The following is a 25,545-nucleotide window of genomic DNA, read 5'->3' on the forward strand; positions in this document are numbered from 1 at the left end:
GAACCAACAAAGGTTCCAACAAACTATTGGCATTGACTATCTATCAAGCACACTGTTGAGTTCTCAAACAACCGACGCACACCATCCAACACCGAAGCAACCGCTCCGATCCCGTCCGGGGCAACTCTCCAACCTTACCAGACCCTCCCGGCCGCTTCGACCACCGGATCTCCGGTCGGTCGGCGCAGTGGGACTCGCCAGCAGGCCCCCACATCCAAGACGCGGGGTCTACGAAAGCACCCGATCCTCGATGGGAGTTTCAGCCCCGGGCGGCCACTCGCCCTCCGGAGTGATCCGTGAGGCTCTTCGTGTCCGTCTCCCTGTCGGGCTGACTCCGAGAACATTACACGCTCCCGGGGGTGCTCACCACCACCCCCGGGGTGACCCGGGGCACACCGGCGTCGACAGGGCTAGGTTCACGCTGTGAATCACGCTCCCGAACCCGCACGGCCCGGCACGGACGGCACCGTCGTGGGCCGCGCCCGCCCTGACGAGGCCGCCGCCGTGGCGTGGCTCGCGGCCCTGACGTTCCCGCTCGCCTGCCCGCCCGGGACCCCCGTGCCCACCATGGCCGCACACGTCGCCGCGCACCTGCACCCCGGGGCCTTCCGCGAGTGGGCGCGCTCGCCCCGGCACGCGCTGCTCGTCGCCCGACCCCGCGCGGACGGTCCGCAGGACGTCCCGCTCGGGTACGCCCTGGTCCAGCTCGGCGAGCCCGCCGGCGCCGCGGAGGCCGAGGCGCTGCGCACGGCTTGCGGCCCAGGGCCGTACACCGAGCTCTCGAAGATCTACGCGCACCCGTCCGCACTCGGGACCGGCGTCGCGGGCCGGCTCATGACGGCATCTGTCACGGCAGCCGCGGAGCTCGTGGCGGCCCGCGGCGGCGGCCCTCTCCCGCTCTGGCTCGGGACCAACGGGGAGAACGCCCGCGCCCAGGCCTTCTACCGCAAGCACGGCTTCGAGGTGATCGGCCGGCGCACCTACGACGTCGGGGGCGTGCAGCACGACGACGTCGTCATGCTGCACACCCCCCGCTGAGCCCGCACGGCGGTCCTGGCCCGAGCCCGAGGCGTCCTGCCCTCCGGCGGAACCACCCAGGACCCGGGCATCAAGCGACCGACGGCGGACTCAGCGCGACGAGAACGCCGCGTCGAACGCGGCGTCGGGCGCGTCGAACGCGTGCTTGCGCACGAACTCGAGCGCCTCCGGCGCCCCCACCAGCCGGTCCATCCCGGCGTCCTCCCACTCCACGGAGATGGGCCCGGCGTAGCCGATGGTGTTGAGCATCCGGAACGCGTCCTCCCACGGGACGTCGCCGTGCCCGGTAGAGATGAAGTCCCAGCCACGCCGCGGGTCCGCCCACGGCAGGTGCGACGACAGGCGGCCGTTGCGCCCGTTGGTCATCCGCTTCTTCGTGTCCTTGCAGTCCACGTGATAGATCCGCTCGCGGAAGTCCCACAGGAAGCTCACCGGGTCGATGTCCTGCCACACCATGTGGGACGGGTCCCAGTTCAGGCCGAACGACTGCCGGTGGCCGATGGCCTCCAGCGTCCGCACGGTCGTCCAGTAGTCGTACGCGATCTCGCTGGGGTGCACCTCGTGCGCGAACCGCACCCCGACCTCGTCGAAGACGTCGAGGATCGGGTTCCAGCGGTCGGCGAAGTCCTGGTAGCCGGCCTCCACCATCGCGTCCGTGGCGGGCGGGAACATGGCGACGTACTTCCAGATCGACGACCCGGTGAACCCGACCACCGTGTCGACCCCGAGCTTCGCCGCCAGCCGCGCGGTGTGCTTCATCTCCTCGGCGGCCCGCTGCCGCACTCCTTCGGGGTCGCCGTCGCCCCACACGACGTCGGGCAGGATGTCGCGGTGCCGCTCGTCGATCGGGTCGTCGCACACCGCCTGCCCCTTGAGGTGGTTCGAGATGGCGTACACGTTGAGCCCGTGGCGGTCGAGCAGGTCCAGCCGGGACTGCACGTAGGCGTCGTCGTCCCACCGCCAGGGGTCGAGGTGGTCGCCCCAGCAGGCGAGCTCGAGGCCGTCGTAGCCCCAGCCCGAGGCGAGCCGGGCCACCTCCTCCAGCGGCAGGTCGGCCCACTGACCCGTGAACAGGGTGATCGGTCGTGACATGTCGTGCTCATTCCTCTCGTACGGAGCTCAGTCGCAGGTGGCCGCGGTGATCGTGACGACGAGCGTGGCCTTGCCGCCGGGCGCGGCCCTCCAGTCGCCGGTGATCGCCAGGGTGGCCCGCTTCGCGGGGGACGCCGTGACCAGGTACTGGCCGGGCGCGAGGGCGGAGGTGTCGGACACCTTGCCGCGCTTCGACCCGTCGACCCAGTGGTTCACCCGGTAGTCCCGGACGACGTCCAGGGGGACGCCACCGATCTCACCGGTGGGGTCGTCGCAGGTGGGCTGGGTCACGAGCACCGCAGGCGCGTCGTCCGGCGGGCACTCGGGCTCGTCGATCGTCACCTCCAGGACCCCGATGCCCGCGGCGTTGACCCGCCAGCCCTCGCCCGGCTCGATCATGTAACCCGCGGCGGGCCGGGCAGCCACCCGGTACGTCCCCGGCTCGAGGTCGGCCGGGTCGTCCACGACCGGGCCTGCACCTTCGTCGGTGAGCGGGCGGACGACGTACCGCACGCCCTCGACGTCCGCGGGCACGATCGCCCCGCCGGACACGTCGTGCGTCCCGTCCGGCGCCCAGCCGCAAGCGGCCTGGGTGACGACGACGGACGGCGTCACGGGCCTCGCGGGCGCGGCGATCGTGAAGGTCAGGGTCTCCCCGACGACGGTCTCCCCGCCCGCCGTCGCCCGGACGGCCACGGTGTGCCTCCCGGGGTCGGTGACCTCGAACGGCGTCGTGTACGCCGTCCAGCCGGCGCCGTCGACGTCCACCTCCACGACCGGGGCCTCGCCCACGGGCCCTCCCGTCGCCTCGACCGACACTGACACGGGGCCGAGCCAGGAGCCGTCAGGGCCGTCCGGCTCCGCCGGGTCGAGCGCGCCCGTCACGGCGAGCGGCTCGCCGTCGTCGCTCGTGACCCTGAAGTAGTCGAACGACGCCGTGCCCTGGTTCGCGCCGGACGTCCCGGCGCCGAGGGCGAACAGGCCGACGCGGGCGTCGGCGAGGCCTGCGTGCGTCACGGGCTCGCCCAGGGGGGTCCATTCCTCGCCGTCGGCGCTGTACGCCGCGGAGAAGGTGTCGCCGGCCTTCGTCAGGCGCAGGTGCCACACGGCGCCGGTGAGCTGCCCGACCTGCGGCTGCGGGTTCGTGACGACGGCGTCGACCTCGCTCCGCAGCTCGATGCGCTGCGTCAGGGGGTCGCCGGCCGCGTTGTCGGTGACGAGGTCGAGCTTGACGTAGTTGTCGTCGTCGCCGTACACGATGAGACCGCCCTGGTGGTACTGGCGGTCGAACGTCGACCCGTCCACCCTGGTCTCGACGGTCCAGTCGTCGCCCGGCTGGGCGCCCGGCTGCGGCTGCAGCACGATGTTGGGCACGTCCGAGTTGTCGCCGGAGTAGATGTCGGTCGGCGTCGTGTCGATGTGCAGCGCGCCGTCCGCGACCCGGTAGCCGGCAGGGTCCTCACGGTGCACCGACCAGCGGCACGCGTCGAGAGCGTCCCCGTCGAACTCGTCGTCGGGACCCGTCGTCGTGGCCGTGTCGTCCGGCGTGATCTGGAACCAGTCGAACGCGGCGTCCGTGACCGGGGCCGTCGTGCCGTTGCCCGCGAGCGCCATCAGACCGATCCGCGGGTCGGTGAGACCGGCCAGCGACTTGGTCTGCGGCATCTCCGTGAACGTGGCCCCGTCGTGCGAGTACGACGCCCGCAGATCGGTGCCGTCCGTGGAGGTGAACCGGACGTACACGGTGGACGGGTAGCCCGCGCCGAGCGCCCCGGTGTTGGACTCGGCGACCTCGTTCGGGGCGCCGCCCTCCTCACGGATGAACTGGAAGATCCGCGTGGCCGGGTCGGCCGGGGCCGACCTGCCCTGGAGCACCATCTTCGCGTAGTCGTCAGGCCCGTCGTAGATGAGCAGCCCGGCCTGCTGGTACTGCGCGTCCGCCTCGATCGTCAGGCGTGCGGTCGCCGTGAACGGCCCGTCGGGCAGGTCCTGCAGCACCAGGTTGGGCACCGTCGTGTTGTCCGTGCCGTAGAAGTCCGCCGGCGTCGCCGGGACGGTCAGGTGTCCGTCGGCGACCCGCAGCTGCTGGTCGCGGTCGAGCACGGTCCACCGGTCGGGGTCGAGGTCCGTCCCGTCGAAGCCGTCGGAGCGGCCGCTGAGGCACACCGGCGGCGGCGTGGTCTCCGCCGTGACGGTGACCGTCACCGCCTGCGTGGTGTACGCGCCGAGCTCGTCGGTCGCGCGCACCTGCAGGCGGTACTCCCCCGGCTCGTCGTAGGTCACGGCGAACGTGTCGGTCCCGTCCACGAAGCCACCACCGAGGCCGTCGTCCCAGGCGTAGGTGATCGCGTGACCCTCGGGATCGGTCGCGGCGACCGACGCGGTCACCTCCAGCGGAGCCAGCCCGGCGAGCGGGCCGACGTCGAGGCTGTCGACGGTCGGCCGGGAGTTGGCGGCCGCGCCCCGGCCGGCGAACGCGGTCCAGTTGCTGTTGATCCCGCCGTCGAGCAGGACGAAGTACAGCGTCCCGGTGCCCTCGGGAGCATCGGTGAGCGGGGTGGAGACGTCGACATAGCTCTGCCAGTCGCCCGTGTCGGGTACCTCGAGCTGGCCGATCTCCGGCCCGTCGGGGGCGCCCCACCGCAGCGAGACGGTGCCGCCGCCGGCACCCGAGGCGGCCCGCAGGCCGACCTCCTCGACGCCCGCGAGGCTGAGGCGATCGTGCGCCCACCAGTCGTCGGGCTCGACGAAACCGACGTTCATGCCGCCGCCGGCGCTGTCGCCGGTCTGCTCGGTCTGCACGCCCGCGTCGCCGCTGCTGGTCGATCCGGGCAGGCGTCCGGTGTCGGTGAAGAACTCCGACTGCAGGAGCTTGGGCTGCAGGATCTGCTGGTGCGTCGTGGTCAGCGGGATCCCCACCTCGCCGCCGTCGTCGGTGTACGCGGCCTCGAGGATCCAGAACAGGCGCGCCTCGATCCCGTGCCCCTCGTCGCGCGCGGTCTGGACGACGCCGGAGCAGCCCGTCAGGTCCTCGATCGGGTGCCCGTGGGCCTCGTGGCCGAGGAACGTCCGCATGTGGACGTCGGCGCACTCCACCTCGCCGTCAGGATCGGTCACGGTGATCTCGTAGGCGATCTGGTCGCCCCAGTCGAAGGTCCCGCCGTCGTCCGGGAAGGTGATCTCCACCTCGGGCGCGGTGTTGCCCACGACGACCTCCACGTTCGCCACGCCGGTCTGTCCGTCCGGGGCCGTGGCGACGAGCTGGGCGGTGTACCCGCCGTTCTCGGCGTAGGTGTGGGAGGGGTTCGCCTCCGCGGACGGCGCGGAACCGTCGCCGAACGTCCACGCGAGCTCGAGCGGCTCGCCGTCCGGGTGCCGGGTGCCCTCGGAGGAGAACTGGACGCTCAGGGGCGCGGGCCCGTCGGTGACGTCGGCGCTCGCCTTCGCGATCGGCGCGGGGTCGCCCTCCACGTAGTCGACGCGGTAGACGCCGGAGGAGTCGTTGTCCCCGCCGAAGCCGGACCCCCAGTCGACGACGTACAGGGCGCCGTCGGGACCGAACTCCATGTCCATGGGCCGGTCGAACCCGGCGCTCGGGTCGAGCAGGCCCGGCAGCACCCGGTTGATGTCCACGAGGTCGTCGCGGACGTCGCCCGCGAGCTGGAACGAGTAGACGCGGCCCTGGTTCCACTCACCGACCAGTGCCTTGCCGTCCCAGTACTCCGGCCACTGCCGGTCGGACGCGAGGTCGGGGTCGTAGGAGTACACCGGGCCGCCCATCGGGGCTCCGCCCCCACCGATCTCGGGGAACGCGGGGTTGCCGGCGTAGCCGTACCAGACCTCGGCCCCGATCGCGGGAGGAAGCTGCGTGACGCCCGTGTTGTTCGGGGAGTCGTTCACGACGCCGCCGGCGCAGTCGAACGGCTCCCCGGACCGGCCTGTCGCGAAGTCGTAGTCGACGTAGGCGTTGTTGGCGCCGGTGCAGTAGGGCCAGCCGTAGAAGCCGGGCTCGCTGACCACGTTCCACTCGACGGTGCCCGCGGGGCCGCGGGCCGGGTCGGCCGACCCGGCGTCGGGCCCGTAGTCGGCGACGAGGACGTTGTCCGTCGCCGGGTCGATCGCGATGCGGAACGGGTTGCGGAAGCCCATGGCGAAGATCTCGGGCCGGGTGTCGGCGGTCCCCGGTGCGAACATGTTGCCGTCGGGGATCGTGTAGGTGCCGTCCGGCTCGGGGTGGATGCGCAGCACCTTGCCGCGCAGGTCGTCCGAGTTCGCCGCGGTGCGCTGCGAGTCGAAGTGCTCGCGCCCCGCACGCTCGTCGATCGGCGCGTACCCGCCCGACTCGAACGGGTCGGTGTTGTCGCCGGTCACGACCACGAGGTTGCCCGCGGAGTCGAACTGCATGTCCCCGCCCGCGTGGCAGCACCGGTCGCGCTGCGTCTCCACCTTGAGGACGGCGACCTCGCTCGCCGGGTCGATCGTCCCGCTCGCGGCGTCGTAGACGAAGCGGGAGACGCGGTTGTGCGGGCCGTCCGCGCCGACGTCGGCCGGCGACCAGTAGAGGTAGACCCAGCCGTTCTCCGCGAACGCCGGGTCGAGCACGATGCCCGTCAGGCCGTCCTCGTTGGCGAGCGTGACGTCGAGCGTCATCGCCGTCGACGTGGTCTGCGAGGCCGGGTCGACCACGCGCACGCGGCCGTCCCGCTCGACGTAGAACACGGTGCCGTCGTCGGCCACCGCGAGCATCATCGGGTTCTGGGTGCCCTCGTCGAGCGGCACCATCTCGTAGCTGGCGCTCTGCGTGGCGCTGCAGTCGGAGTCCACGGCACCCGCCGCGGTCATGATCCCGCCGAGCAGGTGGTCGAGAAACTCCGGCTCCGTGTAGGACTCGGCGGTGTGGCCGCCGCCGGTGTACCAGGAGCGTCCGCCGTCGTACACCTGGCACCACGCCGTCGGGTGCTCGGCGCCCATCGCGCCGCCGCCGGCGTCGTACGTCGTCTCGTCCAGGCTCGCCAGGACGTGCACCGTGTCGCGGGGGTCCGACCGGAAGTTGTACCACTCGTCGAACCGCTCCCAGCGCTGCGGCAGGTGCGCCGTGGACCCGTGCACGCCGTCCTCGACCTTGACCGTGGCGTCCTGGTTCTGCGGGTGGGAGTCGAAGTAGGCACCCACGAGCTCGCCGTACCAGGGCCAGTCGTACTCGGTGTCGGACGCCGCGTGGATGCCGGCGTACCCGCCACCGCCCTGGACGTAGCGCTCGAACGCGGCCTGCTGCGCGGCGTCCAGCACATCGCCCGTGGTGGACAGGAAGACCACGACCTCGTAGCCGGCCAGCCCCTCGTCGGTGAAGACGCTCGCGTCTTCGGTGGCCGTCACCGCGAAGCCGTGGTCGGCACCGAGCTGCTCGATCGCGGCGACCCCGGCGGGGATCGAGTCGTGACGGAACGCCGCCGTCTTCGAGAACACGAGCGCGTCGAACGGCTCGGCGTCGTGCTCCTCGATCGGGTGCTGGGAGACCGGCCCGGCTCCCGGCAGCGCTCCGGGCACCGAGGCGGGGAGCCTACCGGGGACGGCGGCCTGTGCCGCCGCCGCCCCCATGGTCAGCCCCAGCGCGAGCGTCGTCGCGCCCGCCACTGCTCCTGGTACGAACCTTCGGGCCGCCGTCGACCTCGTCCTGCGCATGAAAGTCACCGTGTCTCCTCGTCGAGCGTCGGGTGTCCTGCTGCATGTGCGGTCGCGGGGCGCGGCCGCCGAGTGGTGCCGAGCTGATGCTGCCGTGGTGCTCTGGTGCCGTGGTGCGATGCGTGCCTCGGGGATCGGGGCGGGGATCAGGGGATGTCGACCCACCCGCCTCCCGCGTCCGAGCTGCGCTCGACGGCGTCGAGCACGCGCTGCACCGCGAGCCCGTCCGCGAAGGACGGCGTGGGCTGCTTCCCCGCCGCCAGGTCCTCGACGAGGTCGACCACCTGGTGGGTGAAGGCGTGCTCGTAGCCGAGCCCGTGGCCGGCGGGCCACCAGTGCCCGCCGTAGGGGTGCTCCGGCTCCGTGACGACGATCCGGCGGAAGCCCGCCACCTCGGCGTCGTCCGTGGCGTCGAAGAAGTGCAGCAGGTTCATGTCCTCGAAGTCGAACGCGAGCGAACCGCGCGTGCCGTTGACCTCCAGCCGGATGGCGTTCTTGCGGCCCCACGCGAAGCGGGTCGCCTCGAAGGTCGCGAGGCCGCCCCCGGCGAGGCGACCGAAGAAGACCGCGGCGTCGTCCACCGTGACCGGGCCGGTGCCCTCCCCCGCCTCGCCGGACAGCCCGGCGAACGACGCCGGCACCGGGCGCTCGCGCACGAAGGTCTCGAGCATGCCGGCCACGCCGGTCAGCAGCTCCCCTGTGACGAACTGCGCGAGGTCCACCACGTGCGCGCCGATGTCACCCAGGGCCCCCGACCCGGCCTTCTCCTTGTCGAGCCGCCACGAGAGCGGCGCCTGCGGGTCGGCGAGCCAGTCCTGGAGGTACTGCGCGCGCACGTGCCGCACCTCGCCGATCCGCCCCTGCTCGACGAGGCGCCGGGCGAGCTGGATGGCCGGCACGCGGCGGTAGGTGAACCCCACCGCCGCGTGGACGCCCCGCGCCGCGGCGCGCTCCGCCGCCGCGACCATGGCCTCGGCCTCGGCGACCGAGTTGGCCAGCGGCTTCTCGCACAGCACGTGCTTGCCCGCCTGGAGCGCGGCGATCGCGATCTCCGCGTGGGTGTCGCCCGGGGTGCACACGTCGACGAGGTCGACGTCGTCCCGCGCGATCAGCTCCTGCCAGCTCGTGACCGACTCGTCCCAGCCGAGCCGCTCGGCCGCTGCCCGCACCGCGTCGCCGTCGCGGCCGGCCACGACCCGCATGCGCGGGGCCAGCGGCAGGTCGAAGAACCGCGGCGCGGTCCGCCAGGCCTGGGAGTGGGCCTGGCCCATGAACGAGTAGCCGACCATGCCGATGCCGAGCGTGGGCGTACCGGGCGCGCTCATCGACGCCTCCTTTGCGTGTCGGGTGTGCGTGTCGTCAGGACCGGAAGCCCATGTCCATGAACTGGTCGACGTTCTCCGAGGTCACCACGGGGGCGAAGAGCGTCGTGGTGCGCGGCACTCCCGGGGACACGAGGTCGCCCATGTTCTTGTCCTGCACGATGAGCCGGGCGAGCTTGATGCCGTCGGCCGCCTGCGTGGACGGGTAGACGACCGTGGCCTTGAGCACCGAGTCGCCGGCCTTGATCTCCTCCATGACGTCGAGCGACCCGGCGCCGCCGACCATGAAGAACTCGTCGCGGTCCGCGTTCTCGATCGCCGCCATCACGCCGACACCCTGGTCGTCGTCGTGGTTCCAGATCGCGTCGATCTTGGGCTCGGCCTGCAGCAGGTTCGACGTCGCCGTCTCGCCGCCCTGGATGGTGAAGTCCGCGGCCACGCGGCGGTCCACGTCGAGGCCGCAGTCGGACAGCGCGTCCTCGAAGCCCTGGCTGCGGTCCTGGGTGAGCGGCAGCGACTCGATGCCCTGGATCTCGGCCACGATCGCGTCGGGGTTGTCGCCGAGCTGCTCGCAGATGTAGGTGCCGGCGCTCACCCCCATGCCGTAGTTGTCGCCGAGGATCGTGGCGCGCGCCGCGAACGGGCTGGAGAACTCGCGGTCCACGTTGATGACGGGGATGCCCGCCTCCATCGCCTGGGTGGCGACGTCCGTGAGCGCCGCGCCGTCGAACGGCAGGAGCACGATGGCGTCCACGCCCTCGTTGATGAACTGCTCGATGTGGCTGATCTGCATGTTGACGTCGTTGGTGGCCTCGGCCTGGCGCAGCTCGACGTCCTCGTACTGCCCGGCCGTGTCGACGGCGGCCTTGGTGATGGCACCCATCCAGCCGTGGTCGGCGGCCGGGGCCGAGAAGCCGATGACGACCTTCTCGCCGGGCTCGTCGTTGGCCTCGACGGGCGCGGCGGCCTCCGTCGCGCCCGAGCCCTCCTCCTCCGGGGGCTCGTTGCTGGTGCAGCCTGCCGCCAGCAGGAGCGCGGCGGTGGCACCGGCGACGGCCGTCAGGGTGCGGCGTCGCGAAGTCATTCGTGCGGACATGGGATCTTCCTCGATTCGGTCCGGTGCTGCGTGATGGTGAGGGGTGCGGCGGCCGCGCCCGGTCAGGTCGGCCTGCTGCGGTTGGCGAAGCGCTGCTGGAGCAGCACGGCGGCGACGATGATGACGCCCTTGGCGACGCCCTGTGCCGACGTCGACATGTTGTTGATGACGAAGATGTTCGTCAGCGTGTTGAAGATGAGGACGCCGAACACGGTGCCGACGATCGTGCCCCGCCCGCCTGCGAGCAGCGTCCCGCCGACGACGACGGCGGCGATGACGTCGAGCTCGAGGAGCACACCGTTCGTCGACGTACCCGCCGTCGTGCGACCGAGCATCATCACCCCGCCGATGCCGGCGGCCAGGCCCGAGAGGCCGTAGATGTACAGCGTGTGCCGCTTGACCTTGATGCCCGCCAGCCGCGCGGCCTCGGCGTTGCCGCCGACGGCGACGGTGCGCCGGCCGAACGTCGTGCGGTTGAGCAGGAACCAGCCGGCGACCGCGACGAGCGCGAAGATCCAGATGAGCATCGGCACGCCGAGGGGGTCGAGGTCGAAGAAGTCGGTGAACCCGGCGACCTCGACCCGCTGCGTCTGCCGGTTGGAGATCATCTCCGCGAGCCCGCGGGCGCTGGCCAGCATGGCGAGCGTCGCGATGAACGAGACCACCCGCCCGTACGCGATGATCACGCCGTTGACGAGGCCGGCGCCGACGCCCACCACGAGCGCCGTGAACACCATGACCAGCCAATGGACGTCCTCGGCCATCGTCTGGGTCGCCACGGTGGTCGCCCACACCCCCGTCAGCCCCAGCACGGAGCCCACGGACAGGTCGATACCGCCGGAGATGATCACGAACGTCATCCCGATGGCGACGACGCCGGTGACCGCGGCGGCCCGCAGGATCGTCACGACGTTGTCGATGTCGGCGAAGCGCTCGCCGCCGGTGACGACTCCCGCGACGCAGATCAGGGCGAGGGCGACGACGAGCCCGACGTTCCGGCCGGCGGGGCCGGAGAGCCACGAGCGTCGCTCGGTCGATGCGTCGGCCGGCGGGGCGGCCGTGGATGCGCTCACGCGGCACTTCCTTCCATCACGAGGTCGAGCACACGGTGCTCGTCGATCTCTTGCGCGGGGGCCTGGTGCACCACGCGTCCGTCGGAGACGACGTGGACGCGGTCGGCCAGGCCGAGGACCTCGGGGATCTCGCTGGAGACGACGAGGACGGCGGTCCCGTTGTCGGCGAGCGTCCGCACCAGTCCGTAGAGCTCGGAGCGGGCGCCGACGTCGACGCCGCGGGTGGGCTCGTCCAGCAGGAGCACGTCGCAGCCGTGCACCAGCCAGCGCGCCAGCACGGCCTTCTGCTGGTTGCCCCCCGACAGGGTGCGGATCGCCCGCTCGACGTCCGGCGGGCGCAGGTCCAGCGCCTCGGCCTGTGCGCGCGCGGCACGCCGCTCCGCGCGCTCGTCGAGCCAGCCGCCCTTCGCCGTGCGGGCGAACGTCGACAGGGTGATGTTCCGATAGACCGCCTCGTCGAGCACGAGGCCCTGGCTCTTGCGCTCCTCGGGGGCCAGGCCCACGCCCGCGGCCACCGCCGCGGGCACCGACCCGGCACGCAGGCGGCGACCCGAGACGCTGACGGTCCCGGCCGACTGCTTGCGCGCCCCGAAGATCGTCTCGAGGATCTCGGAGCGGCCGGACCCCACGAGCCCGGCCAGGCCCACCACCTCTCCCGCCCGCACCTGGAGGGAGACGTCCTCGAACGCGCCCGGGAGCGTCAGGCCCTGGACGTCGAGCACCACCGGCGCGTCGTCGGGAACCCCCGGTCGCGCGGGGAAGGCGTACTCGACCGAGCGCCCGGTCATGAGGGTGATGAGCTCGCGGGTCGGGGTGCTGGCAGGCAGGTTCCGCCCGACCGTCCGGCCGTCCTTGAGGACGGTGATGCGGTCGCCGATCGCTCGGATCTCCTCCATGCGGTGCGAGATGTAGACGATCGCCACGCCCTGCGCGGTGAGCTCGCGCACCACGCGGAAGAGGTTCTCCACCTCACCCGAGTCGAGGACGGCGGACGGCTCGTCCATGACGATCACCCGCGCGTCGTGGGAGAGCGCGCGCGCCATCGAGACGATCTGCTTGCCGGCGGCCGGGAGCTGGCCGACCTCGCGGTGCGGGGAGATCTCGGGGTGCCCGAGCCGCCGGAGGATCTCCCGGGTACGGCGGGCGACCTCCCGGCGCTGCGTGAAGCCGCCGGTCGCGAGCTCGTGGCCAAGGTAGATGTTCTCCGCGACCGTGAGCCCGTCGACGACGTCCAGCTCCTGGTACATGGTGGCGACGCCGTGGGCCAGCGCGGCGACCGGGTGCCCGATCGTCACCTCGGCGTCGTCGACGACGATGCGCCCCGCGGTGGGCTGGTGAGCGCCGGAGAGCACCTTGATGAGCGTGGACTTGCCGGCGCCGTTCTGACCCAGGAGGCAGTGCACCTCACCGGGCAGGACTTCGAGGTCCACGCCGTCGAGCGCCTTGGCTCCCGGGAAGTGCTTGACGATGCCCTCCATGCGCAACAACGGGGGACGGCTCGTGACGCCGGCTGCTTCGCCGGACGGCGGGACGGGCTCCTGTGCGGGAGCGACTCGGGGGTCTTCGTCGACCATGTGTCACAACGTAGGGCTACTTCTGACGGGCGTCAACCAAAAGTTGCACGACTGTGATCATGATTGACTGTGAACATGGAGGAACTGCTGAAGTTCGCTCCCCGGCCGACGGGGGCCGGGGAGATGTTCCAGCTGCTGCGGGACGGTCAGCCCCGGACGCGCGCCGACCTCGCGACGGCGACCGGCCAGGCCCGCTCGACCATCGCCGCGCGCATCGACCTCCTCATGTCGGCGGGCCTGATCGCCCCGGCCGGCGAGGCCACGTCGACCGGCGGCCGGCCCCCGGCGACGTTCGCGTTCAACCCCCGGGCGAAGGTGGTGCTCGCCATCGACCTCGGGGCGACGCACGCCCGCATCGCGCTCACCGATCTCGCGTCCCACGTGCTGGCCGAGACCGACGCACCGCTGTCCATCGCGGAGGGTCCGGACGCCGTCCTCGGCTGGGTCGTCGAGAACGGGGACAAGCTCCTCGCCGCGGCCGAGCGCGACGAGGGCGAGCTGGCCGGGGTCGGCGTGGGGCTCCCGGGCCCGGTCGAGCACTCGACGGGGCACCCGATCATGCCGCCGATCATGCCCGCCTGGGACGGCGTCGACGTGCCAGGCATCCTGCGCCGGCACTTCGACGCGCCGGTCCTCGTGGACAACGACGTGAACATCATGGCGCTCGGCGAGCATCGCGCCGCCTGGCGGACGGTCGACAACCTGCTGTTCGTCAAGGTCGCCACCGGGATCGGCTCCGGCATCATCGCCGACGGCGCCCTGCGCCGCGGTGCCCAGGGCGCGGCGGGCGACCTCGGGCACGTCGCGGTCGCCGGGGCGGAGGACGCGCCCTGCCGGTGCGGCAACGTCGGCTGCCTCGAGGCCATCGCGAGCGGACAGGCCGTGGCCGAGCGGCTCGCCGCCGGCGGCCTCGACGCCCACCGGAGCGCCGACGTCGTGCGTCTGGTGCGGTCCGGCGACCTGGCGGCGAGCGCGGCGGTGCGCCAGGCCGGCCGGGACATCGGCACCGTCCTCGCCGCGTGCGTGAGCATGCTGAACCCGTCGGTGATCGTCATCGGCGGCGTCCTCGCCGAGGCGGGCGAGCACCTCATCGCCGGGATCCGCGAGGTCGTCTACCGGCGCTCCCTGCCCCTGGCCACGCAGCACCTGAGGATCGTGACGTCGCAGACGCGCGGCGAGGCGGGGGTGCTGGGCGCCAGCGCGATGGCCGTCGACCACGTGCTCTCCCCCGCGTCGATCGACGCGCTCATCTGACGGCGGGTGATGATGCCCGACGTGTTGACGACGACGGGGCACCAGTGAAGCATCGGTGCGTGCGGGCCACGGGAGCATCCGGAGCACGCAGGGACAGCGGGGTCGAGGAGGACTCATGACCGGACAGGATCGTCGGGCGCTGGTGGTACGCGGCGGGTGGCCGGGGCACGCCCCCGTCGAGGCGACCGAGCTGTTCGCACCGTTCCTCAAGGAGTCCGGGTTCGACGTCACGACGACCGAGACGCTCGAGGTCTACGCCGACGCGGACTTCATGGCGGACGTCGACCTGATCGTCCAGTGCTGGACGATGGGCGAGATCCTCCCCGACGAGCTGCGCGGCCTGCGCCGGGCCGTCGCCGGCGGCACGGGGTTCGCCGGGTGGCACGGCGGCGTCCTCGACTCGTTCCGCATGGCGACCGAGTACCAGCAGATGGTGGGCGGCCAGTTCGTCGCGCACGCCCACGACCTGGTGCGCTACACGGTCGAGATCGCGCCCGACCGTGCCGACCACCCGATCGTCGAAGGGCTCGGCACGATCGAGCTGTTCTCCGAGCAGTACTGGGTGCACACCGACTCCGCCGTCGACGTGCTCGCGACCACGACCATCCCACCGCTGGACGACGACCCGTGGCACGAGCCGGTCGTCTGCCCCGCAGTGTGGACGCGGCGATGGGGCACCGGGAGGGTCTTCGTGTGTGCCGACGGGCACCAGCTCGCGGATCTCGAGATCCCCGGGATCCGCACCATCGTCGAGCGCGGCCTGCTCTGGGCCAGCCGATGAACCACCACCGTCAGTCGCCCGCCGTCTCACCTCCCGTCGCGTCCCCCAGCGCTGCGGGGCCGCCCTCGAGCAGGCGCACGAACCCCGCCTCGTCGAGGATCGGCAGGCCGAGGTCCTCCGCCTTGGTGGCCTTGGACCCCGCGTTCTCCCCCACGACGACATAGTCCGTCTTCTTCGACACCGAGCCCGCAGACTTCCCCCCGGCGGCGATGACCGCCTCCTTGGCGCCGTCACGGCTGAAGCCCTCCAACGAGCCCGTCACCACGACGGTCAGGCCGGCGAGCGGACCGGTCGGGCCCTCGTCGGCCTTCGCCGCCATGGCGGCCGGGCCCGGGTGCCCCGGCGTGGCGAACCGGACCCCTGCCGCCGCCCAGGCGTCGACGATCTCCAGGTGCCAGTCGACGGCGAACCATGCCCGGACGGCGTCGGCGATGATCCCGCCCACCCCCTCGACGGCGGCCAGCTCCTCGCGGGTCGCCGCCCGGATCGCGTCGAGCGACCCGAACCAGTCCGCGAGCGCCCGCGCCGCCACCGGCCCGACGTGCCGGATGTTCAGGCTGACGAGGATGCGCCACAGGTCCTTGGTCCTGGCGCGCTCGAGCTCGTCGAGCAGCTTGGTGGCCGCGGCCGACGGCTCGGCGTCCGCCAGGACCTCGCCCGCCTCCTGGGCCGCGAGGCGGCGTGCCTTGGTGTACGTGAGCTTCTTGCGGAACGGCGTGCGTCGACGCGCCACGCCGTCATCGTCGACCTTGGGGAGCCCGGTCTCCGCGTCCCGGACCACGACCTCGATCGGCAGGAGGTCGTCCAGCGTGAGGGAGAACAGACCGGCCTCGGTGCGCAAGGGCGGGGTCTCGGGGACCTGCGGCTGGGTCAGCGCGGAGGCCGTCACCTCGCCGAGCGCCTCGACGTCCAGCCCGCCGCGCGACCCGATGTGCTCCACCCGACCGCGTACCTGCGCGGGGCAGGACTCGGCGTTGGGGCAGCGCAGGTCGACGTCGCCCTCCTTCATGGGCCGCAGGGGCGTGCCGCACTCGGGGCACTCGGCAGGCATGACGAAGTCCTCGCGCGGGTACCCGTCGTCGGCGAGCGCCGTGACCGGCCCGAGGATCTCCGGGATCACGTCGCCCGCCTTGCGCAGCACCACCATGTCGCCGATGCGCACGCCCTTGGCCCGCACGACGTCCTGGTTGTGCAGCGTGGCCTGTCGCACCGTGGAGCCCGCGACCTTGACCGGCTCCATCACCGCGTAGGGCGTGGCCCGGCCGGTGCGGCCGACGCCCACCTGGATGGCCAGCAGCCGGGTGGTGACCTCCTCCGGCGGGTACTTGTAGGCGATCGCCCAGCGCGGCGCCCGGCTCGTGGCGCCCAGGCGGCGCTGGTCGGCCAGGGCGTCCACCTTGACGACGATGCCGTCCAGCTCGTGCTCGATGTCGTGGCGGTGGGCGCCGAAGTGCTCGATCATCCGGGCCACGCCGTCCACGCCCTCGACCACGCGGTTGTGCGGGGAGACGGGCAGGCCCCAGCGGGCGAAGAGCTCGTAGGCCTCCGACTGCCGGGCCAGCTCGGTGTGCTCGCCCGCGGTCCACTGCAGCGCGCCGACGCCGTGCACGTAGAGGCGGAGCGACTCCACCCGGGCGAGGCCGGCCTCGGCCTCCATGCCCTCCTTCTTGTCGAGCAGCTGGCGCAGCCCGCCGGCCGCCGCGTTGCGCGGGTTGGCGAACTGCGGGAAGCGACGCAGCGCCGCGACGCGGGCCCGCTCCTCGTCGAACGGGCGGGCGGTGGCCGCCCGGCCTCCGTGCCGCTCGCGCGCCTCGACGACGGCGCGGTCGCGAAGCTGCGCCTGCAGTTCGTTCAGCCTCTCGAACGACGCGACGGGGATGAACACCTCCCCGCGGACCTCGACGACGTCGGGGTGGCCCTCACCGGCGAGCCGGCGTGGGATGTCGGCGATCCGCAGCGCGTTCTGCGTGACGTCCTCACCCGTGCGGCCGTCGCCGCGAGTGGCGGCCCGCACGAGCCGGCCCTTCTCGTACAGCAGCGCGATCGCGAGCCCGTCGATCTTCACCTCGGAGAGGTAGCCGATGCGCTCGGCACCCACGTCGCGGGCCACGCGGGCGTCCCACGCGCGCAGCTCCTCGACGGAGAAGACGTTGTCGAGGCTGAGCATCCGCTCGACGTGCTCGACCGTGGCGAAGCCTCCGGCCGCGGCGCCCCCCACACGCTGCGTCGGGGAGTCCGGCGTGACGAGCGCCGGGTGCGCGGCCTCGATCGCCTGCAGCTCGTGCATGCGCGCGTCGTACTCGGCGTCCGAGACCCTGGGGGCGTCGTCCTCGTAGTAGGCGCGCTGGTCCTCCTCGACCAGGGCGACCAGCTCCGCCCAGCGTCGCTGGGCTGTGGCCTCGTCGTGCACGGGGGGGTCGATGTCGCTCACGCCCCCATCCTGCCGCCCGGCGCCGACACGAGCCGGGCGACGGCGCGGCACGTCGTCCACCGCTCGGACCGGGGCCTGTTGCCGTCGTGTCCAGACCGCTACGGTTGTGATGATTTCACCCTGTATCTGATGACCTCTCGACCTACCCCAAGGACGCACATGAAGATCGCCGTCGTCGGCGCCGGGTTCGCCGGTCTCGCCAGTGCCAAGGTCCTCCGCGAGTTCGGGCACGAGGTCGCCGTGCTCGACAAGGCGCCCGACGTCGGCGGCGTCTGGAGCGCGACCCGCCGCTATACAGGACTCACCACGCAGAACAACAAGGGCTCCTACTCGTTCTCCGACCTGCCCATGCCCAAGGACTTCCCCGAGTGGCCCGAGGGCGCGCAGGTCCAGGCGTACCTCGAGCAGTACGTGACCCACCACGGCCTGACCGAGAGCCTGCGGCTCTCCACCGAGGTCGTCCGCGCCGAGCTGACGACGGACGAGGACGGCTGGCTCGTCACCACGCGCCGGGCCGGCGAGCCCGTGGGCGACCCCGAGCGTTTCGACCACCTCGTGGTGGCGAACGGCATCTTCTGCGACCCGGTCATCCCGCGGTTCGAGGGCCTCGCCCAGCTCCTGCGTGCCGGGGGCCGGGTCATCGCCGCCAGCCAGCTCACCTCGCTCGACGACGCGCGCGGCAAGAACACCGTCGTGGTCGGCTACGGCAAGTCCGCCTGCGACGTCGCCGGCGAGCTCGGGCAGGTCGCGGCAGGCACCCACGTCGTGGCGCGCCACCTGCTCTGGAAGCTGCCCAAGAAGCTCGGCAACGTGCTCAACTACAAGTACCTGCTGCTCACCCGGTTCGGCGAGGGCCTCTTCCGCTACCAGACGCTGGGCCACCCCGTGGAGCGATTCCTGCACGGCCCCGGCAACGCCGTACGCGCGGCGATGGTCCGGAGCGTCGGCTCGGTGGGCGTCAAGCAGCTCCGGCTCAAGGAGCTCAGCCTGGTGCCGCACGGCGAGTTCGCCGACATCGCCCGCTCCACGGTCTCCCTCGCCACCGACGGCTTCTACGAGCAGGTCGCACGCGGCGCGATCACGGTGCACCGGGACACGGAGATCGAACGACTGGGGGTCGACGACGACGGCGCCCCCGTCGCCGTGCTCAGCGACGGCAAGACCGTCCGCGCCGACCTGGTCGTCTGCGGTACCGGCTTCCACCAGCGCGTGCCGTTCCTCGACGACGACCTCCAGGCCCGCCTGCTGGACGACCGCGGGAACTTCGAGCTGTACCGCCAGATCCTGCCGCACGACGTGCCGCACCTGACCTTCGCGGGCTACAACTCGTCGTTCTTCAGCCCGCTGTCGGCCGAGATCGGCGCGGTGTGGACGGCCGGCTACCTCGCCGGCGCGATGACGCTGCCCCCGCTGGCGGTGCGGCGCGAGCACGTCACCGACCGGCTCGACTGGATGGAGAAGCGGACCGAGGGCAAGCACGCGCGGGGCACGAACGTCATCCCGTTCTCCCTGCACCAGATCGACGAGATGCTCGCCGACCTCGACCTGGAGCTGTCCGGCCCTGCCAAGGCCGCCCAGTGGCTGCTGCCGGTCGACCCGAAGGCCTTCCGGCACGTGTCCGGACGCCTCAGGAAGCGGGTCGAGCAGCGCTCCTGACGAAGCGGACCGGGAGCTCGCGGGGGTACCGCGTCCATGCCGACCGCACCGGAGCGATGTCCTCCGGTGCGGTCGCCAGCTCGATGTCCGCGACGCGGGCCAGGAAGTGCCCCACCACCGTCCGCGTGATCAGGGGGGCCGTGCGGTGCGCCGGGCAGGCGTGCGCGCCGGTCCCCCAGGTGAGGTGGAACCGCGAGTCCACCTGCTCCCACGGGTCTGCCGACCGGACCGAGCGGTCCGCGTTCGCCGCCGCCACAGCGGGGACCACCGCGTCACCGGCGGCGACCGGCTGGCCGCCCAGCTCGCCGTCCGCCAGCGCGTAACGCGGCAGCAGGTGCGGCAGCGGCGGCGTCTCGCGGGCCACCTCGTCCAGGGCGTCGTCCAGCGAGATCCGGCCGCCGTGCAGCCGGCCGGCGAACGCCGGGTCTCCCAGCAGTCGCTGGAGGGTGTTCGCGATCCAGGAGACCTCGGCGTCGTGCGCCGTCTGGAAGAGCACCGCGACGGCGCTCATCACCTCGAGGTCGTTGTCGTGGCCCGGGTGCGCCAGCAGCACCGACGTCAGGTCGTCGCTCGGCTCCGCCCGCCGCCCGGCGACGAACTCGGCCAGCAGGTCCTCGATGCGAGCCACGGCCGGGTACGCCGCGTCCGTCCCGGACCGCAGGTCCACGGTGAGCTCGTGCATGCGTCGCGCGTCGCCGAGCGTCATCCCCAGCAGGTCCGCCAGGACCCGTACCGGGACGTCGACGGCGTACTCCGCCACCAGGTCCGCGCTGCCCCGCGTCGCGAGCCGGTCGAGGACGGCCGAGCACGCTACCGCGAGGGTACGGGCGACCCGGCGCTCCTCGACCGCCTCGAGGGCGTCAGCCACCGGCCCGTGCAGCCGCCGGTGCTCGGACCCGTCGCGGTCGTGCACCCCGTCACGCTGCGCCAGCACCGCGCGCGTCGGGCCGCGGAAGGGCACCAGTCGCTCGGACTCGTAGCGCCAGTGTCGCGAGTCGCGGGAGAACAGCGCCTCGTTGCGCAGCACCTGGGTGACGGCGTCGTAGCCCAGCGCGAGCCACGCGGGCACGCCCGGCTCGAGGTCGACCGGTGCGAGCACACCCCACCGGGACCGGAGGGCGTCATAGCTCGCACGCGGGTCCGGCGCGCCGGCCAGGTCCGCCAGCAGCGGGCGGTCGGCCACCTCCTCCAGTCGCAGGACGCGCCCCGCGGCGGTGAGGCTCATGCGGCCGCGCCCCCCTCGGCGCGGCGCAGCTCCACCGCCCGCCCGACGAGGACCTGGAGCGCCTCGACCGCGTCCGCCCGGGAACGCAGGTCGCCGGACACCACCGGGGTGCCCGCAGGGAGGTCGAGGGCGGCCCGCACCGCGTCACCGCTGTGCCGCGGGGAGTCGGGGAACTCGTTGACGACCACCGCGAGCGGCATGCGGGTGTGCTCCTCGAGCTGGTCGAGCACCTCGAAGCTCTCCTCCAGCCGGCGGGTGTCGACGACGATGAGGGCGCCGACCGCGCCGTCCGCCAGCCCGGCCCACAGGTCCCAGAACCGGCGCTGGCCGGGCGTGCCGAACAGGTACAGCGCGGTGGTGCCGCCCACGGTCACCCGGCCGAAGTCCATGGCCACGGTGGTCGTCGACTTCGCAGCCCGCGCCGGGTCGACCCCGACGCTGGCCGTGGTGATCGTCTCCTCCGTGCTCAGCACCGGGATCTCGCTCACGGCGTCGATGAGGGTCGTCTTGCCGACGCCGAAGGCGCCCACGACGAGCACCTTGACCGACCTCTCGACCGTCGGGGCCAGGTGCCGTGTCGCCGGGTCAGAACCGACGGAGCCCATCGAGGACCTCCTCCAGCAGGTCGAGCCCGGGCAGGTCGTGGGTGACGCCCGACCGGACGGCGAGGTAGCCCGCGTCGATCAGGTCGGAGACCAGGACCGCGACGAGGCTCGTGGGCAGGTGCAGGTACGCGGCGAGCTCCGCCAGCGCGAGGGTGCCGCGGCAGGTCTCCAGGAGGGCCCGCTCGTGCCGCCCGGCCGAGGCCGGGAGCTCCCGACCGTCGTCCACGGCGCACAGCAGCGTCTCGGGCCGCAGCGTGTTGCGGGTGGGATGCGCACGCCCGCCGGTGAGGACGTACGAACGCACGGGGTGGTCGCGGAAGCCGTCCGTCTGCATCGGCGGGCCCCCTCAGCTCTCGGAGGGACGCTCGGCCGGCTGCTCGCCCGGCTGCTCGGCGGGGTCCGTGCGCAGGGTCCGCTCACCGATCATGAGCACCTGGGCCTGCATCTGCTGGGCCACCAGCCCCGGGTCGACCTGTGCGTCGGTGACGACGGCCAGCCGCGTGCCGTCCCCGGCACGCCGCACGAAGAGGAAGCCGCCCTCGAACTCGACGAGCACCTGGCGCAGCCGGTTGCCGGCCCCGAACTCGCGCCCCATGCTCGAGCCGAGCGCCACGAGGCCCGCGCAGGCGGCGGCGACCTTGTCCGCGGTGTCGGGGTCGGTGACGTCCGTGCGCACCTTCACCAGGCCGTCCGAGCTGAGCACCACGACGTGGCGGACGCCGCGCACCCCCGCCACGAGGTCGAGCATCCAGCTGTCCGGATGGGCGGCGGCGAGGGGCGAACCGTCGGTCGTCTGCGTCGTCATGTGTCCTCCGAGGTCACGTCCGCCGCGGTCACGGCGGACGTCTGCTGGGTGTCCGGGTCGTCCTGCGACGACCGGTGGTCGGCCGAGAAGAAGGCTCCGATCCAGGCGCCCGCCTCCTCGGCGGTCGGCTGGGACTCCGGCTCGTCGCCGACGGACGCTCCGGCGGCCTCCGGCCGTGCGGGCGCGGCACCCTGGCCCGCGCCGTCGGTCGAGGCGCGCCGCGACCTGCGCTGCGGCAGGGCCGGAAGGCTCGAGGTCTCCGTCAGCGGCTCCGGGACGCCGCCGTCGGCGGCCGGCTGGTGTCCGTCGGCGCCCGCGCCCGACGTCGCTGCACCCGAGATCGCTGCACCCGACATCTCCGGGTCCTGGGGCCACGCGTCGTCGACGCTCGGCGCGAGGGTGCGCAGGCCGGCCGAGGCCGTGGTGAGCTCGCCCGGCACGAGGACGACGGCACGCAGGCCCCCGTACACCGACTCCGTGAGGTCGACGCGCAGCCCGAGGAGACGCGCATACGTGCCCACGACGGCGAGCCCGGTCTGCGGCACCTCGCCGAGGTCCGCGAAGCCCATCGTCCGGGCACCGGACGCGATCTCCCGGACCCGCTCCAGCTCGCGCGGCGCCATCCCGACGCCGCAGTCGTCGATCTCCACGACGGCGCCGCGCTGCACCTGCCGGATCACGACCAGCACCTGCGTGCTCGGCGGCGAGCACTGCGTGGCGTTGGCGAGCAGCTCGGCGACGAGGTGGACGAACGGTTCCACCGCCCGTCCGACGACGGACAGGCCCGGGTCACCGGACACCTCGACGCGGTGGAACGCGGTGATCCTCCCGGCGGCGGCCCGCACGACGTCCGGCAGCGCGAGCGGGTCGTCCCACGTCTGGCCAGGGCGGTGCCCGCACAGCGCGACGAGGCTCTGCGCCTGGCGCGCGTGCTGGGCGGCGGCGTGGTCGATGCGCATCGACGTCTGGAGCACGTCCGGGTCGGCGGAGTGGCGCTGCACCATGCGCGCCGCCTCCTCCTGGATGCGGTGCGCGGACGCCTGGACCTTGCGGCAGAGCGCCACGATGGCGGTCTCGGCCGCGGTCCGTCGCTCGACCTGCACCCGCTGGGAGCTCTCGTGGTCCTTCGTCACCGCCTGCAGGGCCCCCCGGGTCCTGGCGAGCTCGGCCGCGAGCTCGTCGCGCTCGGCGGCGGCCTCGGTCCAGGCGGACCGAGCTCGACGCCCGGCTCGGGAGAGCACGGCGACGGCGAGCAGCGTCAGGACGACGGCACCCGCTGCCAGCGCCCCCGTGCGGCCGACGTCGTCGCCGTCGAGCAGCAGCAGGCCGACGACGCATGACAGCGCTACCACAGCGCTCAGCCAGGCGACGACCAGCGCGCCGGCGCCTCGTCGCTCGTTGGTGGAGCTCACCGCACCCCCGGTGTCGTGTGGACGGACCCGGCGAGAAGCCGGTCGCGACAGCGCGACCTCTCCGCGAAACCCGCCGGAACGTTTCGTAGCGGGATAATTGCCCCGACCAGGAGTTTCTACCACGGTCGCCCCCCTGGTGGAAGGGGACCCGCGGGCCGTCGGACGCTCCGGCTAGGGTGCCCAGCATGACCGCCGAGCACCTCGAGACCGTCACGCCCGCTCCCGCTCCCACGACCCCGCTCGGCACCGCTGGCCCCGATCCGTTCGCGTGGCTCGAGGAGGTCGAGGGCGACGCCGCGCTGGCGTGGGTGCGCGAGCGCGACGACCGCGCGCACGACGCCCTCGGCGGCGGCGGCCTGGACGCCATCGAAGAGGCGATCCGCGAGGTCCTGGACTCGGACGCCCGCATCCCGGACGTCAGCCGGGTCGGCGACCACCTGTACAACTTCTGGCGCGACGCCACCCACGAGCGCGGCCTGTGGCGGCGCACGACGCTCGACGAGTACCGCACCGACGACCCGCGGTGGGAGACGGTCCTCGACCTCGACGCCCTCGCCGAGGCCGAGGGGGTCAGCTGGGTGTGGCACGGCGCGTCGCTGCTGCGCCCGACGCCCGAGCAGCTCGCCGCGGGCGAGCCCTGGCGCCGCGCCCTGGTGGACCTGTCGCCCGGTGGTTCCGACGCCGACGTCACCCGCGAGCTCGACCTCGTCGAGAAGCGGTTCGTGCCCGCGGCCGAGGGCGGCTTCGAGCGCGACACTGCCCGCTCCGACGGGTCGCTCGGCGCCAAGGGCGGGCTCGCCTGGGCGGACGAGGACTCCGTCTACGTGTTCACCGACTTCGGCGCGGGCACCACCACGCCGTCGGGCTACCCGCGGGTCGTCAAGCTGTGGCGGCGCGGCACGCCGCTCGCCGACGCCGTTGTCGTCTACGAGGGCGCCGCGGACGACATGTACATCTCCGCCCGGCGCTCGCGCACGCCCGGGTTCGAGCGCGACGTCGTCAGCCGGTCGATCGCGTTCTACCGCCAGGAGACGTTCCTCGCCGAACGCGTCGGCACCCCCGACCAGGTGCTCGTCAAGGTCGACGTGCCCGAGTCCGCCGAGGTGGGGTTCCACCGCGAGTGGCTGCTGGTGGAGCTGCGCGAGGACTGGACGCCCGCGGGGGCGCCCGGCGAGGTGACGTACCCGGCCGGGTCGCTGCTCGCCGCGCCCGTGGACGCCTTCCTCGCCGGGTCGCGCGAGCTCACCGTCCTGTTCGAGCCCACCGGGACGACCTCGCTCGTCGGCGCGACGTGGACACGCCACCACCTGGTGGTCACCGTCCTCGACGACGTGAAGAACCGCCTGCACGTGCTCACCCCGCCCGCCGACGCCTCGGCGGGCGCCCCCGGGGCCGGGTGGGAGCGCTCGGAGCTGCCGGTCTCGGACGACCTCGTCACGGTCGCGGTGCGCGCCGTCGACCCTGTCGAGAGCGACGCCGTGTGGCTGACGACGACCGGTTACCTCACGCCGTCGACGCTCGCCCTGTCCACGGCGTCGGGTCCGGGCGCGCCTGCCGCGACCCCGGAGGTGCTCAAGTCCGCGCCCGCGTTCTTCGACGCCCGCGGCCTCGTCGCGGTCCAGCACTTCGCCACGTCCGTCGACGGCACGCGCGTGCCGTACTTCGTCGTCGGGCGCTCGGACCTGGTGCACCCGGCCGACCCGGGCACGCCCGGCACGGCCCCCACGCTGCTCTACGGGTACGGCGGCTTCGAGATCCCGCTGCTGCCCGGCTACTCGGGCAGCGTCGGGCGGGCGTGGCTCGCCCGCGGCGGCGTCTACGTCGTGGCCAACATCCGCGGGGGCGGCGAGTACGGCCCGCGGTGGCACCAGGCCGCGCTGCGCTCGGCCCGCCACCGGGCCTACGAGGACTTCGCGGCCGTGGCGCGCGACCTCGTGGCCCGCGGCATCACCTCGCCCGCCCACCTCGGCGCGCAGGGCGGCTCGAACGGCGGGCTGCTCGCCGGCAACATGCTCACCCAGTACCCGGAGCTGTTCGGCGCGGTCGTCGTCCAGGTGCCCCTGCTGGACATGAAGCGGTACACCCACCTGCTCGCCGGCGCCTCGTGGATGGCGGAGTACGGCGACCCGGACACCGACGACTGGGACTTCGTCCGCACGTTCTCGCCGTACCACCTGTTCGACGGCGCCCGCGACTACCCGCCCGTGCTGTTCACGACGTCGACCAAGGACGACCGCGTGCACCCGGGGCACGCCCGCAAGCTGGCGGCGCTGATGCTGGCCGCGGGCAAGGACGTCACCTACTACGAGAACGTCGAGGGCGGGCACGGCGGCGCCGCCACGAACGCCCAGGCCGCGCACATGGCGGCGCTGGCCTGGACGTTCCTGCACGAGCGCCTGGCGGGTTGATCCCCCGCCGAGATCGAGGTACCCGTCGCGGGGGGGGGGGTGGGGGGGGGGGGGGGGGGGCGGGGGACGGGCGGGGGGGGGGGGGGGGGGG

General features: G+C 73.0%; 17 protein-coding genes. 5 read left to right on the forward strand and 12 right to left on the reverse strand.

Translation table 11 applies throughout. The features are described from left to right. The first annotated feature begins 423 nt into the window (after nt 1–423). A complete protein-coding gene (locus LEP48_RS17845) occupies nt 424–1,038 on the forward strand; it encodes a GNAT family N-acetyltransferase (RefSeq protein ID WP_225566929.1) in 615 nt (204 codons plus the stop codon). A 90-nt stretch (nt 1,039–1,128) separates the two neighbouring features. Here the strand turns inward: LEP48_RS17845 and LEP48_RS17850 are convergent, their stop codons facing one another. The 6 genes from LEP48_RS17850 to LEP48_RS17875 form a co-directional block, all read right to left on the reverse strand. Then, nucleotides 1,129–2,130 carry a sugar phosphate isomerase/epimerase family protein gene (locus LEP48_RS17850; protein WP_225566930.1) on the reverse strand — a complete coding sequence of 334 codons (1,002 nt, stop codon included), beginning with the start codon at nt 2,128–2,130 and terminating at the stop codon, nt 1,129–1,131. 27 nt (nt 2,131–2,157) lie between these two features. Next, entirely contained in the window at nt 2,158–7,812 is a 5,655-nt protein-coding gene (locus LEP48_RS17855; RefSeq protein WP_225566931.1) for a ThuA domain-containing protein, read from the reverse strand. A gap of 146 nt (nt 7,813–7,958) precedes the next feature. Further along, a complete protein-coding gene (locus LEP48_RS17860) occupies nt 7,959–9,137 on the reverse strand; it encodes a Gfo/Idh/MocA family protein (RefSeq protein WP_225566932.1) in 1,179 nt (392 codons plus the stop codon). A gap of 34 nt (nt 9,138–9,171) precedes the next feature. Then, nucleotides 9,172–10,230: a substrate-binding domain-containing protein gene (locus LEP48_RS17865; RefSeq protein ID WP_225566933.1), complete on the reverse strand. Its 1,059-nt coding sequence runs from the start codon at nt 10,228–10,230 to the stop codon at nt 9,172–9,174. A gap of 62 nt (nt 10,231–10,292) precedes the next feature. Next, a complete protein-coding gene (locus LEP48_RS17870; RefSeq protein WP_225566934.1) occupies nt 10,293–11,303 on the reverse strand; it encodes an ABC transporter permease in 1,011 nt (336 codons plus the stop codon). Next, nucleotides 11,300–12,781 carry a sugar ABC transporter ATP-binding protein gene (locus LEP48_RS17875; protein ID WP_225566962.1) on the reverse strand — a complete coding sequence of 494 codons (1,482 nt, stop codon included), beginning with the start codon at nt 12,779–12,781 and terminating at the stop codon, nt 11,300–11,302. Before LEP48_RS17875 ends, LEP48_RS17870 begins: the two co-directional genes overlap by 4 nt. 171 nt (nt 12,782–12,952) lie before the next feature. Between LEP48_RS17875 and LEP48_RS17880 the strand changes: the two genes are divergently transcribed. Together LEP48_RS17880 and LEP48_RS17885 are read left to right on the forward strand one after the other, a co-directional pair. Next, nucleotides 12,953–14,131 carry an ROK family transcriptional regulator gene (locus LEP48_RS17880; RefSeq protein ID WP_225566935.1) on the forward strand — a complete coding sequence of 393 codons (1,179 nt, stop codon included), beginning with the start codon at nt 12,953–12,955 and terminating at the stop codon, nt 14,129–14,131. A gap of 115 nt (nt 14,132–14,246) precedes the next feature. Next, nucleotides 14,247–14,912, forward strand: a complete 666-nt coding sequence (locus LEP48_RS17885) for a ThuA domain-containing protein (protein WP_225566936.1) — start codon at nt 14,247–14,249, stop codon at nt 14,910–14,912. Nucleotides 14,913–14,922: 10 nt separating this feature from the next. Here the strand turns inward: LEP48_RS17885 and ligA are convergent, their stop codons facing one another. Then, nucleotides 14,923–17,343 carry an NAD-dependent DNA ligase LigA gene (gene ligA / locus LEP48_RS17890; protein ID WP_225566937.1) on the reverse strand — a complete coding sequence of 807 codons (2,421 nt, stop codon included), beginning with the start codon at nt 17,341–17,343 and terminating at the stop codon, nt 14,923–14,925. Between the two features lie 159 nt (nt 17,344–17,502). Here ligA and LEP48_RS17895 point away from each other — a divergent pair, with 159 nt between their 5' ends. After that, nucleotides 17,503–18,999: a flavin-containing monooxygenase gene (locus LEP48_RS17895; RefSeq protein WP_225566938.1), complete on the forward strand. Its 1,497-nt coding sequence runs from the start codon at nt 17,503–17,505 to the stop codon at nt 18,997–18,999. On the opposite strand, the gene LEP48_RS17900 is transcribed toward LEP48_RS17895, so the two are convergent. From LEP48_RS17900 to LEP48_RS17920, 5 genes are read right to left on the reverse strand one after another with little or no spacing between them, the layout of a single operon-like run. Further along, nucleotides 18,971–20,224: a cytochrome P450 gene (locus tag LEP48_RS17900; RefSeq protein ID WP_225566939.1), complete on the reverse strand. Its 1,254-nt coding sequence runs from the start codon at nt 20,222–20,224 to the stop codon at nt 18,971–18,973. The genes LEP48_RS17895 and LEP48_RS17900 overlap by 29 nt on opposite strands. Continuing rightward, entirely contained in the window at nt 20,221–20,829 is a 609-nt protein-coding gene (locus LEP48_RS17905) for a GTP-binding protein (protein ID WP_225566940.1), read from the reverse strand. The genes LEP48_RS17900 and LEP48_RS17905 overlap by 4 nt, the downstream gene beginning before the upstream one ends. Then, a complete protein-coding gene (locus LEP48_RS17910; protein WP_225566941.1) occupies nt 20,810–21,163 on the reverse strand; it encodes a DUF742 domain-containing protein in 354 nt (117 codons plus the stop codon). Before LEP48_RS17910 ends, LEP48_RS17905 begins: the two co-directional genes overlap by 20 nt. Before the next feature lie 12 nt (nt 21,164–21,175). Continuing rightward, nucleotides 21,176–21,634 carry a roadblock/LC7 domain-containing protein gene (locus LEP48_RS17915; protein WP_225566942.1) on the reverse strand — a complete coding sequence of 153 codons (459 nt, stop codon included), beginning with the start codon at nt 21,632–21,634 and terminating at the stop codon, nt 21,176–21,178. After that, on the reverse strand, nt 21,631–23,046 hold the full coding sequence (locus LEP48_RS17920; RefSeq protein WP_225566943.1) for an ATP-binding protein: 1,416 nt from the start codon (nt 23,044–23,046) through the stop codon (nt 21,631–21,633). The genes LEP48_RS17915 and LEP48_RS17920 overlap by 4 nt, the downstream gene beginning before the upstream one ends. Before the next feature lie 185 nt (nt 23,047–23,231). Here LEP48_RS17920 and LEP48_RS17925 point away from each other — a divergent pair, with 185 nt between their 5' ends. Then, nucleotides 23,232–25,454: a prolyl oligopeptidase family serine peptidase gene (locus tag LEP48_RS17925; RefSeq protein ID WP_225566944.1), complete on the forward strand. Its 2,223-nt coding sequence runs from the start codon at nt 23,232–23,234 to the stop codon at nt 25,452–25,454. Nucleotides 25,455–25,545 lie beyond the last annotated feature (91 nt).

This window comes from Isoptericola luteus, assembly GCF_020297055.1.
In the GTDB taxonomy this organism is placed as follows: Bacteria; Actinomycetota; Actinomycetes; order Actinomycetales; family Cellulomonadaceae; genus Isoptericola; species Isoptericola luteus.

Excerpts from the sequence above, each read along its gene's own strand:
- LEP48_RS17865 (WP_225566933.1), bottom strand. The coding sequence starts at position 10,230 with ATGTCCGCACGAATGACTTCGCGACGCCGCACCCTGACGGCCGTCGCC.
- LEP48_RS17860 (WP_225566932.1), bottom strand. The coding sequence starts at position 9,137 with ATGAGCGCGCCCGGTACGCCCACGCTCGGCATCGGCATGGTCGGCTAC.
- LEP48_RS17915 (WP_225566942.1), bottom strand. The coding sequence starts at position 21,634 with ATGACGACGCAGACGACCGACGGTTCGCCCCTCGCCGCCGCCCATCCG.
- LEP48_RS17910 (WP_225566941.1), bottom strand. The coding sequence starts at position 21,163 with ATGCAGACGGACGGCTTCCGCGACCACCCCGTGCGTTCGTACGTCCTC.
- LEP48_RS17885 (WP_225566936.1), top strand. The coding sequence starts at position 14,247 with ATGACCGGACAGGATCGTCGGGCGCTGGTGGTACGCGGCGGGTGGCCG.
- LEP48_RS17855 (WP_225566931.1), bottom strand. The coding sequence starts at position 7,812 with ATGCGCAGGACGAGGTCGACGGCGGCCCGAAGGTTCGTACCAGGAGCA.
- LEP48_RS17850 (WP_225566930.1), bottom strand. The coding sequence starts at position 2,130 with ATGTCACGACCGATCACCCTGTTCACGGGTCAGTGGGCCGACCTGCCG.
- LEP48_RS17905 (WP_225566940.1), bottom strand. The coding sequence starts at position 20,829 with ATGGGCTCCGTCGGTTCTGACCCGGCGACACGGCACCTGGCCCCGACG.
- LEP48_RS17900 (WP_225566939.1), bottom strand. The coding sequence starts at position 20,224 with ATGAGCCTCACCGCCGCGGGGCGCGTCCTGCGACTGGAGGAGGTGGCC.
- LEP48_RS17880 (WP_225566935.1), top strand. The coding sequence starts at position 12,953 with ATGGAGGAACTGCTGAAGTTCGCTCCCCGGCCGACGGGGGCCGGGGAG.
- LEP48_RS17925 (WP_225566944.1), top strand. The coding sequence starts at position 23,232 with ATGACCGCCGAGCACCTCGAGACCGTCACGCCCGCTCCCGCTCCCACG.
- LEP48_RS17875 (WP_225566962.1), bottom strand. The coding sequence starts at position 12,781 with ATGGAGGGCATCGTCAAGCACTTCCCGGGAGCCAAGGCGCTCGACGGC.
- LEP48_RS17895 (WP_225566938.1), top strand. The coding sequence starts at position 17,503 with ATGAAGATCGCCGTCGTCGGCGCCGGGTTCGCCGGTCTCGCCAGTGCC.